The organism is Mycobacterium sp. (genome assembly GCF_052144515.1).
Lineage (GTDB): Bacteria > Actinomycetota > Actinomycetes > Mycobacteriales > Mycobacteriaceae > Mycobacterium.
This window is the reverse complement of the sequence record NZ_JBKQQD010000158.1, coordinates 62,064-71,975: the sequence shown is the minus strand read 5'-3', so window position 1 is coordinate 71,975 and position 9,912 is coordinate 62,064. Positions and strand designations below refer to the sequence as shown.

Here is a 9,912-nt window from a genome sequence, read left to right as displayed (position 1 = left end):
CGGGTTGTTGCCGTAGCCACTGGCCAACAGCATCGTGCCGTCCGGCGACGCGGCGAAGAAGTAGCAGCGATCCGACCACGTGGGATCGGGGTCGTGCACCTGGTCGAAAGTTGTTGGGAGCTGGTGGGTGAACGACTCATCTGCGGCGGAGTAACCCATCATTGCCTGCTCTCATCTTTTAATCGCTTGATTTGCAAAGGGATTCGCTACTCCGTTGCACAACGCATCCCGTAACATCGGCGCCATGGAACTGAGCCGGAGGTGGGGCGACGACCGCGCGATCCTCGATGACGAGGAAGCGCGCAGACGCATCCTGGACGCCGCGGGCCGCTGCATCGTGCGTCGGGGAAACACTCAGTTCCGGATGGGCGAAGTGTCCGACGAGGCCGGGGTGTCGCGGTCGACGGTGTACCGGTACTTCCCGGGCCGCGACGATGTCCTGCTGGGCCTGATGTTGATGCGTGTCGACAATGCGCTCGGTGATCTGGTGCGCTCGCTGCCCGCTCCTGACGACCCGGTTCGCTCCGTGCCCGAGATGGTCCTGGCCCGCGTCGAGTCAGTGAACGGCAATCCGCTGAACGAAGCGTTGTTCGCCGCCGAGAGCACCGCTGTGGCCACGGCCCTCGAAAAGGGTTCGGCTCCCATCGTGGAGTTGCTGTTACGCCACTACGGACCGTTGCTGAATCGGTGGAAGCAGGCGGGCCGTCTCTACCACGATCTCGATCCCCGGTCGGTCGTCCAGTGGCTGCACACGACCACATTGTTCTTGCTGGCGCCCTCGTGGCGATACCGCCCGGCGAGCGACAAACGCGAATTCGTCGAGCAGTTTGTGGTGCGTGCCCTGGTGCCACAGATCAGACAATAATCTGATATTGTCTGATGTCCAGACCTTCGGTTATTTTCGTCTGACGGCGTGGCGATTGAGCGGCCCGTGGCCGCGAGCGACGGGGATCCCGGAGCAGAACGGATGAATATGAAAAGTCCCGCGGGACAGGCCTTGTCCGTCATCGGCCTGGCTGCTCATCTGGGCCGCGGAATCGGCCGGGTGACCACCGACGCGATGGTGGGAGGCAGGCTGGGCCTGCCACGCACGGCCGAAGAGATCGACGCTGCGGTCCTCTCCAAGGTGATGGGAACCACCGTCCGATCGGTCCGTGTCCTTGGCAGCGATTCGGGGACATCGTCGCGGGCCCGGCTGGCGCTGACTGGAAACGGCGTACCCGAGTCGGTGTTCGTCAAGCTCGCAGCAAAGACCGCCGCTACCCGCCTGATGGGCGAACTCGGCCGGCTCGGACACACCGAGGTGCGCTTCTATAGCCAACTCGCCCCGCAGGTCATCGGGGTCCCGAATGCCTACGGCGCGGCTTTCGACACCTGGACCGGCCGGTATCTGCTGGTTCTGGAAGACCTACCCGCCGAGTCGTGCGAATTTCCCGACACCTTGCACCCGATCTCCACCGACCGGGCCAGCCTCATGCTCGAATTGCTGGCCAACCTGCACGCCACCTTCTGGGACCGCCTGCCAAGCAACGGGCGCGGCCCGCTGGGCTGGCTCTACACGCCGTCAGGCGATGTCACGTCTTTATTGACCGGCTCCCTGATGAACACTTCGATCAAGCGCCTTGCCGAGCGCACGACCATCCCCGTCGACAGGGGCCGCTTCATCGCCGACAACTACCGCGCCGTCGCCGCACTGATCGACACTCCCCCGCACACGGTCATGCACGGCGACGCTCATCCCGGCAACATGTACTTCCACGGCGGCAAGGCGGGACTTCTGGACTGGCAGGCGGTCCGGCGCGGACACCCCTCCCGCGAACTCGCCTACACCCTCATCACCAGCCTCACGCCGGAGGACCGCCGATCGGCCCAAAGCGGCCTGCTCGACGACTACCGACGCGCGCTCGCGGCGGCCGGCGGACCCGACCTGAATCGCAACGATCTGTGGCTGAGGTACCGGCAGGGCGCGCTGTACGCCTACGTCGCGCCGCTGATCACCGCCGGAATGGGGGGAATGCAGGTCGAGGACATCGCCATGGAAGGGCTGCGGCGCGGCGTCGAAGCGCTCGATGACTTGGAAACCATCGCGGCGCTGAAGAAATCTCTGTAGCCGTCGGAAATTCGGCTGAACCCCTTGCCATAACCACCGCAAGAGTTACGCTACTTGGAGTAGCGTAATGCTGCGGGTCTTGCGCGTCTACAGCCCCGGCCAGCCCATGGCGACAGGAGAGTCTCATGTTCGACCTGAAAATCACCGGTGGCACCGTCGTCGACGGCACCGGCGCCGAGCGCTATCGGGCGGACATCGGCATCAAAGACGGCATGATCGTCGATATTGTTCGCCGCGGTACCACCGACCAAGAGCCGGGCGGTCTGGAGACGGCTGGTGCCGCCGAAACGATTGACGCAACCGGGAAAGTGGTGGCCCCCGGCTTCGTCGACATCCACACCCACTACGACGGCCAGGTGAGCTGGGACGGCCTGCTCGAGCCGTCCAGCGGCCACGGGGTCACCACAGTGGTCACCGGCAACTGCGGCGTCGGCTTCGCTCCGGTGCGCCCCGGTAGCGAGAAGTGGTTGATCGAGCTGATGGAGGGCGTCGAGGACATCCCCGGCACCGCACTCACCGAAGGCATCACCTGGGGCTGGGAAACCTATCCCGAGTACCTCGACGCGATCGGCAAGCAGAAGTTCGCGATCGACGTGGGCAGCCAGGTCGCGCACGGCGCCATCCGCGCCTACGCGATGGGCGAGCGGGGCGCCCGCAACGAGCCGGCCACACCCGAGGACATCGCGGCGATGGGCCGACTGGTCACCGAAGCGATCGAAGCCGGGGCGCTCGGATTTTCGACGTCGCGCACGATGGGGCACCGCGCGATGGACGGCGAGCCTGTGCCCGGCACGTTTGCCGCCGAGGAAGAGCTGTTCGGTCTTGGCCGCGCCATGGCGGCCGGGGGCCAGGCGGTGTTCGAGCTGGCCCCGCAGGGATCCGCGGGGGAGGACATCGTCGCCCCGAAAAAGGAGCTGGACTGGATGCGGCGGTTGGGCGGCGAGATCGACCGCCCGGTGTCGTTCGCGCTGATCCAGGTGGACGCCGACCCGAACCTGTGGCGCGAGATGCTGGACCTCTCCGCGGACGCGCACGCGGCGGGCAGCCGGCTGTACCCCCAGGTCGCGGCGCGCCCGTTCGGCATGATGATCGGCTTCCAGGGCCACCACGGCTTCAGCCACCGGCCCACCTACCGGCGGCTGCAGGCCGAATGCAGCCGCCAGGAGCTGGCGCAGCGCCTAGCTGACCCCGCGGTGAAAGCCGCCATCCTGTCCGAGGCCGACCTGCCCGCCGACCCGAGCCTGTTGTTCGACGGGATGTTCGCCCTGGTGCAGCACTCCCTGAAACGGCTGTACGCGCTCGGCAACCCGCCCGACTACGAGCCGACCCCGGACCGCACCGTCGCGGCCATCGCCAAAGCGCGCGGCGAGGACCCGTTGTCGACCTTGTACGACCTGATGCTCGAGCGGAACGCGACGGCCATGCTGATGCTGCCGCTGTTCAATTACGCCGACGGCAACCACGACGCGATACGGGAGATGATGCTGCACCCCGCCGGCGTGCTCGGGCTTTCCGACGGCGGCGCGCACTGCGGGATGATCTGTGACGCTTCCTATCCCACGTTCCTGCTGACGCACTGGGCGCGGGACCGCAAGCGGGGCGAGAAGCTGTCGCTGGAATACGTGATCCGCAAGCAGTCGAAAGACACCGCCGACCTGTTCGGCCTCACCGACCGCGGCACCATCGAACGCGGCAAGAAGGCCGACATCAACGTGATCGACATGGACGCGCTGACGTTGCACCCGGCGGCGATGGCCTGGGATCTGCCGGCGGGCGGAAACCGGATCCTGCAGGGGGCAAGCGGATACGAGGCGACGATCGTCAGTGGAACCGTGACCCGCCGCAAGGACGTCGACACCGGGGCACGTCCCGGCCGGTTGGTGCGCGGAGCGCGCTGAGCTGTGAAGCTGACCGCAAAATCCGAGGCCGATCCGACCCGCACCCGCGACGAGGACGCAATCGGAACGCCGCCCGCGTCGCCGACCCTGGTTCCGGCCGAACGCTATTACTCTCCGGCGTTCGCGGCGCTCGAGGTCGAGCGGATGTGGCCGAAAGTGTGGCAGGTCGCCTGCATGGTCGACCATGTCGCCGAGTCTGGTGACTACTTCGAATACCGTTGCGGCCCATATGGAGTACTGATCGTCCGCGGTGACTCTGAATCCGGAGGTGAGCTGCGCGCATTTCAGAACGCGTGTCGCCACCGCGGCAACTCGCTGTGTGTGGGCTCGGGTTCGGGGCTGCGCGAACTCAAGTGCGGCTATCACGGCTGGACCTGGGACTTGGCCGGCGCGCTCAAGCGGGTGCCCAACCGCAAGGGCTTCGGCTCGCTGCGGATGTCCGACTTCCCGCTGGTTCCGGCGCGAGTCGACGTCTGGGAGGGACTGGTCTTCGTCAACCTCGACCTCAACGCAATGCCGTTGATCGAGTATTTGGAGGCCCTACCCGACGACATCGCCTGGTGCAATCTGCGCGACTTCCGCTGCTATGCCACGCTGACCGTCGAGGTCGACGCGAACTGGAAGACGATCGCAGACGGCTACAGCGAGACCTACCACATTCAGACGCTGCATCCGGAGTTGTTGCGCTGCGTGGATGATATCCATGCCCCGCAACAGATCTGGGGACACACCGGCAAGTCCGACCAGCCCTACGGTGTGCAGAGTCCGCGGTTTGAGGGCGCGCTTTGCGACGAAGAGGTTTGGGACGCTTACGTTTACACGCAGGGCGCGCTGATGGGTGCGGCCGAAGGCACGCCGTTTCCCACCGACGAGCGGCAGCCCGGGCAAACCGTCCAAGACCTGATTGCCTCGCGCACCAGGGCATTTGCGGCCGAACGAGGCGTCGATCTCGACTGGGCCGATACCGACCGGATCACCCGGCTGCACCAGTACAACGTGTTCCCGAACATGACGCTTCTGGTCAACGCCGACCACCTGACCATCATGTGCTCGCACCCCGGCCCGGACCCCGATACAGGCGAGCTGGTCATGTTCTTGATGACGCACATGCCGTCGGGCGCGCCGTACAACAAGCCGACGGACATCCGCACGTCCGCCGGGGAAGCCGAACCCGGCCTGGTGATCACCCAGGACATCCGGGTGCTCGCGGGCCTACAGCGCGGCATGCATCAGCCCGGCTTCACCCATGTGGTGCTCTCCAGCGAGGAGCGGCGCGTGATCAACATGCACCGCAACCTCGAGCGCTACCTCGATCTGCCTGAATCCGAGCGGATGACCGGCAGCGACATTCAGGGTCCCCGACACGTGCGTTAGAGATGGCTCGCCACGAAAGTCGCGGCCTGACTGGGCATCCCGGACTGCTTATAGGAAAGGTGCGCCGGGGAGAACAGCTCGTCATGCGACGGCAGCGTCAGGGCCGCGCCCGCAGAGCAAACCGGATCGCCGGGCGCGCACAAGTCAATGGCCTTCGCCCCGTACCACGGGCTGAGCTCGCTTACGGGCGCCCCCAGATATCTGTCTGACGGATTGCCGAAGAGGGCGAGCGCAGCGACGTGATCGGCCTCGTCCGCCGTTAGTATGTCGGGGATCAAGCCCGAAATCGGGGCTCGGGCGATGGTGGTCAGATCTATCACACCCGCCCCTTGGGGATATCCGCCGAGCACCAGTTTGGTGGCGGGACAGGTCGCAACCATGGACCGAACGTGAGCGTGCGCATCGTTAGCGCCGGCGGATGCCGATGGGGCGATATCGTCGCCGGCGGGGTAGTTGACGGGATACACCCCGACGGACCGACCCCTAACCTGCGAGCGCAGTGAATCGATAAATTCCTGTCCGACCCCACCAACACCGGGTGGCTCGTCGGTGCCGCGGGCGAACGTCACCTCGATGTCGGGGCAGGGAGCAGCGGACGCGGGGGCAATGAACATTGGTGCGATCGGCAGCGCCGCCCAGGTTGTCACCACCGCGGCGCCCAGCAGACGAGCGAACTGGCGTGCGTTCACGTACCAATGCTGACATATCGCGGCCCAAGCGTGCCGCCGACGTCAACGTGACGCCGCTCCTTCGCCCTGCGCAACGGCAAACATACCGTTCGGCAACGGTTTACGCCGATACAGTCGCCTAGCTTAAAGCTACGAACAGGGCCGCTTCATCATGGCCATTATGAAGTTCTGGTCTCCGTTCTCCCGCAGTTGGAAGTTGATCAACTCCCACCCATCTGCGCCAAAGTGATTTGCCCTTTCCATAGCCCATCCCAGTACGGCGTTCACATCGTGATGCGTACCGGTCGTGAACCAGCTGTACTCCCAGTTCGTACTCATAACCCGGCAGCCTACGCGGCTGGCCGGCCAGCGTGGCACCTAGTCATGCGCAGCGGCGACCTGGGAAGCGACCTGTTGACATCTGTTGTGGTTTACCGTTTTATCGACGCATGACGCGCACCCCGAGTGACCTAGTTGTCGAGTTCTGCAAGCTGTGGGCCTCGCCCGATCCGGAACAGCTGGCCGGCTACTTCACCGAAGACGCTGTCTACCACAATATTCCGATGGCGGCGGTGCAGGGGCGTGAGGCGATCAAGGAGTTCATCGCGGGCTTTCTCGCCGCATTCGACGGCATCGACTTCCAAATCCATCGGCAGGTCAGCGACGACAAAGTGGTGATGAACGAACGCACCGACGTGATGCGCCGCAAGGGCGGAGGCGAGGTACCGCTGCCGGTGATGGGTGTGTTCGAAGTCGTGGACGGTCAGATCGCGGCGTGGCGCGACTACTTCGACATGGCGGCCATCACCAGCGCCTTCAGCTGACCGTTCGGTCGCCGGTCATTCGCGGGCGGACGACACCCACTCGGGAAACACGGATCGGCCCCCGGATACCCCTGCGCTCGCTGCGTCCAGCGCGCTGAGCTGATGGGGTGTCAGTGTCACCGACAACGAGCCGAGGTTCTCCTCGACCCGCGGCGCCCGCCGGGTTCCCGGGATCGGCACCGACGCCACGCCAAGCTCGTCAGCGCGATACCGCAACCATGCCAACGCCACCTGCGCGGCGGTCGCGCCCTGCTCGGCGGCGACGGATTCGATGACGTCGACAACCGAGAGGTTGGCGTCCAGTGCGCCCTCGGCGAATCGCGGCATCCTATGGCGGAAGTCGGTCGGCGAGGACAGGTCCGCGGCCGAGCGGATGGTTCCGGTCAAAAAGCCACGCCCCAAGGGCGAATACGGGACGAAACCGACACCGAGCTCCGCGGCCGCGGGTACCACCTTGTGTTCGACATCGCGGCTCCACACCGACCACTCGCTCTGCACCGCGGCAATCGGGTGCACAACCACCGCCGCGCGCAGCTCGTCGGCCGTGACCTCCGACAAACCCAGATGACGCACCTTGCCGGCGCGCACCAATTCCGCCATCGCACCGACCGTCTCCTCGATCGGCACGTTCAAGTCGCGGCGGTGCATGTAGTACAGATCCACCACGTCTGTGTTCAGCCGCTGCAGGCTCTCGTCGATGCATTGGTGCACGTAGGCGGCGTCGCCGCGGGCCGTCGGGCCGCCGGCTGCCCGATCGGCGGGATTGCCGGCGATCCCGAATTTCGTGGCAAGGGTGACCTCGTCGCGACGGTCGGCCAGCAGCTTGGCGATCAACCGCTCGTTTTCGCCGCCGCCGTAGACATTGGCGGTATCGATGAAGGTCACGCCCAAATCCAAGCAACGGTTCAGCGTGGCAAGCGCCTCCGCGCCGTCGGTCTCGCCGTACGACTGGCTCAGCACCATCGCACCGAATCCGATTGCGCTGACCGTCAATCCGTCCCCAAGGGCCACTGTAGGCGCCATCTGTGTGCTCCTGTCCGCGATCGCTGGCGTTGATCGGCCAACGCCACGCAGCCGAGGCTAGTCCCCGGCCCCCGTCTCAGCACCCATTTGCCATTCCGCTGGTGAGTGAGTATTCTCTCACAATGCCCACTGGACCTAATGGGGGACGCGATCGGCTGCTGGCCGCGGCGCTGCAGCTGTTCGCCGCCAAGGGGTACGCGGCGACGTCGGTGGCCGACATCCAGCGGGCATCCGGCCTGGCGCCGGGGTCGGGGGCGCTCTACAAACACTTCGGCTCCAAGCGCGAGTTGTTGGAGGCCGCGGTTGCGCACCGCACAGACAGCATCGTGGCCGCGCGGGAGCAGTACGACGCCGGGGATCCGGGCAGCGTCGAGCAGGCGGTGCGCACCGCGGGCGAGCTGATCTGGAACAACCTGACCCAGAGCGAGGATCTGCTCAAGGTGATGCTGCGCGAACCCGACGAGCTCGGCGATCTCGACGAGAAGACATGGCAGGTCATCACCGACAACGCCTACCAGCGGTTCGCCGAAGAACTGGCCGCGTCCAATCGCTCCGGCCGCACCCGTATCCCGGATCCTGAGGCGGCCGCGGCCGTGGCGATCGGGTCGCTCTCCTACGCCGCGACGCTAAAAGCGCTGACCGGCCGCTCGCCCGGCAACATCGACGACGACCGCTACTTCGAGGCGTGGGTCAAGCAAACGCTCACCGTCCTCGCGCAGTACACCAACGCGAAATCCACGAAAAGCTAAGACCAACAACCAGTTTCAGGAGATAAGACTGTGACGTTCTCTATGCAACTCAGCGACGACGTGATCGAAGTCCGCGATTGGGTGCACCAATTTTCGGCCGAGGTCATCCGCCCCGCCGCGGCCGAATGGGACGAACGCGAGGAGACTCCCTGGCCCGTGATCCAGGAGGCCGCGAAGGTGGGCCTCTACTCCCCCGACTTCTTCGCGCAGCAGGCGGCTGAGCCGACCGGGCTCGGCATGCTGACCGCGTTCGAGGAGATGTTCTGGGGTGACGCCGGTATCGCACTATCGATCATGGGCACCGGGCTGGCCGCGGCAGCGTTGGCGGGCAACGGAACTCCCGAACAGATCGGCAGATTTCTGCCCGACATGTTCGGCACACCTGGCGACCCCAAGCTCGGCGCATTCTGCTCGTCGGAGCCCGACGCGGGCTCCGACGTCGGTGCCATCCGCACTCGCGCCAGCTACGACGAGGCCGCCCGTGAGTGGGTGCTCAACGGCACCAAGACCTGGGCGACCAACGGCGGCATCGCCAACGTGCACATCGTGGTGGCATCGGTCTATCCCGAACTTGGCACCCGCGGGCAGGCCTCGTTCGTCATCCCGCCGGGCACCGAAGGTCTTTCTCAGGGGCAGAAATTCAAGAAGCACGGGATACGCGCTTCGCACACCGCCGAGGTGGTGCTCGACAACGTCCGCCTGCCCGAGGACCTGATCCTCGGCGGCAGAGAGAAGTTCGAAGCCCGGATCGCCCGGGTCAAATCCGGTGCCTCCGCGGGCGGACAGGCGGCGATGAAGACCTTTGAGCGCACCCGGCCCACCGTCGGGGCGATGGCCGTCGGCGTGGCGCGGGCCGCCTATGAGTACGCGCTCGAATACGCCTGCCAGCGTGAGCAATTCGGCCGCAAGATCGGTGAATTCCAGGCCGTGGCGTTCAAGCTGGCGGACATGAAGAGCCGCATCGACGCGGCTCGTCTGTTGGTGTGGCGGGCCGGCTGGATGGCGCGCAACAACCAGAGCTTCGACGCGGCGGAGGGCTCGATGGCCAAGCTGGTGGCAAGCGAGACCGCGGTCTATGTCACCGACGAGGCCATCCAGATTCTGGGCGGCAACGGCTACACCCGCGACTATCCCGTGGAGCGGATGCACCGCGACGCAAAGATCTTCACCATCTTCGAAGGCACCAGCGAGATCCAGCGCCTGGTGATTTCGCGCGCGCTGACTGGCCTGCCCATCCGTTAACTTCGGTCGCGCGACATGATGGCC

General features: G+C 65.6%; 9 protein-coding genes. 7 read left to right on the top strand and 2 right to left on the bottom strand.

Translation table 11 applies throughout. From position 1 onward, the window contains the following. Nucleotides 1-244 precede the first annotated feature (244 nt). The 4 genes from ACLP9N_RS10350 to ACLP9N_RS10335 all read left to right on the top strand — a co-directional run bounded on the left by ACLP9N_RS10350 (nucleotide 245) and on the right by ACLP9N_RS10335 (nucleotide 5,382). On the top strand, nucleotides 245-865 hold the full coding sequence (locus tag ACLP9N_RS10350) for a TetR/AcrR family transcriptional regulator (RefSeq protein WP_442407315.1): 621 nt from the start codon (nucleotides 245-247) through the stop codon (nucleotides 863-865). Between the two features lie 108 nt (nucleotides 866-973). Further along, on the top strand, nucleotides 974-2,110 hold the full coding sequence (locus ACLP9N_RS10345; RefSeq protein ID WP_442407319.1) for a phosphotransferase: 1,137 nt from the start codon (nucleotides 974-976) through the stop codon (nucleotides 2,108-2,110). Between the two features lie 125 nt (nucleotides 2,111-2,235). Then, a complete protein-coding gene (locus ACLP9N_RS10340; RefSeq protein WP_442407314.1) occupies nucleotides 2,236-4,008 on the top strand; it encodes an N-acyl-D-amino-acid deacylase family protein in 1,773 nt (590 codons plus the stop codon). A 3-nt stretch (nucleotides 4,009-4,011) separates the two neighbouring features. Next, a complete protein-coding gene (locus ACLP9N_RS10335; protein ID WP_442407313.1) occupies nucleotides 4,012-5,382 on the top strand; it encodes an aromatic ring-hydroxylating oxygenase subunit alpha in 1,371 nt (456 codons plus the stop codon). Here the strand turns inward: ACLP9N_RS10335 and ACLP9N_RS10330 are convergent. Next, nucleotides 5,379-6,071 carry a cutinase family protein gene (locus tag ACLP9N_RS10330; protein WP_442407312.1) on the bottom strand — a complete coding sequence of 231 codons (693 nt, stop codon included), beginning with the start codon at nucleotides 6,069-6,071 and terminating at the stop codon, nucleotides 5,379-5,381. The genes ACLP9N_RS10335 and ACLP9N_RS10330 overlap by 4 nt on opposite strands. 428 nt (nucleotides 6,072-6,499) lie before the next feature. Here ACLP9N_RS10330 and ACLP9N_RS10325 point away from each other — a divergent pair, with 428 nt between their 5' ends. After that, complete coding sequence (locus ACLP9N_RS10325) at nucleotides 6,500-6,874, top strand: nuclear transport factor 2 family protein (RefSeq protein WP_442407311.1); 375 nt, start codon at nucleotides 6,500-6,502, stop codon at nucleotides 6,872-6,874. A 15-nt stretch (nucleotides 6,875-6,889) separates the two neighbouring features. Here ACLP9N_RS10325 and ACLP9N_RS10320 read toward each other — a convergent pair whose 3' ends face one another. Next, nucleotides 6,890-7,897 (bottom strand): aldo/keto reductase, encoded by a 1,008-nt coding sequence (locus ACLP9N_RS10320; RefSeq protein ID WP_442407310.1) that lies wholly within the window; start codon nucleotides 7,895-7,897, stop codon nucleotides 6,890-6,892. A 122-nt stretch (nucleotides 7,898-8,019) separates the two neighbouring features. On the opposite strand from ACLP9N_RS10320, the gene ACLP9N_RS10315 reads away from it, so the two are divergent. Both ACLP9N_RS10315 and ACLP9N_RS10310 read left to right on the top strand, forming a co-directional pair. After that, the gene (locus ACLP9N_RS10315; protein ID WP_442407309.1) at nucleotides 8,020-8,646 is read left to right on the top strand and encodes a TetR/AcrR family transcriptional regulator; all 627 of its coding nucleotides are present in this window, start codon (nucleotides 8,020-8,022) and stop codon (nucleotides 8,644-8,646) included. 30 nt (nucleotides 8,647-8,676) lie between these two features. Continuing rightward, nucleotides 8,677-9,888 carry an acyl-CoA dehydrogenase family protein gene (locus ACLP9N_RS10310; RefSeq protein WP_442407308.1) on the top strand — a complete coding sequence of 404 codons (1,212 nt, stop codon included), beginning with the start codon at nucleotides 8,677-8,679 and terminating at the stop codon, nucleotides 9,886-9,888. The last annotated feature ends 24 nt before the right edge of the window (nucleotides 9,889-9,912 follow it).

What these genes read in the sequence shown, in the direction of transcription:
- ACLP9N_RS10315 (WP_442407309.1), top strand. Translation starts at nt 8,020, where the DNA reads ATGCCCACTGGACCTAATGGGGGACGCGATCGGCTGCTGGCCGCGGCG.
- ACLP9N_RS10350 (WP_442407315.1), top strand. Translation starts at nt 245, where the DNA reads ATGGAACTGAGCCGGAGGTGGGGCGACGACCGCGCGATCCTCGATGAC.
- ACLP9N_RS10320 (WP_442407310.1), bottom strand. Translation starts at nt 7,897, where the DNA reads ATGGCGCCTACAGTGGCCCTTGGGGACGGATTGACGGTCAGCGCAATC.
- ACLP9N_RS10345 (WP_442407319.1), top strand. Translation starts at nt 974, where the DNA reads ATGAAAAGTCCCGCGGGACAGGCCTTGTCCGTCATCGGCCTGGCTGCT.
- ACLP9N_RS10340 (WP_442407314.1), top strand. Translation starts at nt 2,236, where the DNA reads ATGTTCGACCTGAAAATCACCGGTGGCACCGTCGTCGACGGCACCGGC.
- ACLP9N_RS10325 (WP_442407311.1), top strand. Translation starts at nt 6,500, where the DNA reads ATGACGCGCACCCCGAGTGACCTAGTTGTCGAGTTCTGCAAGCTGTGG.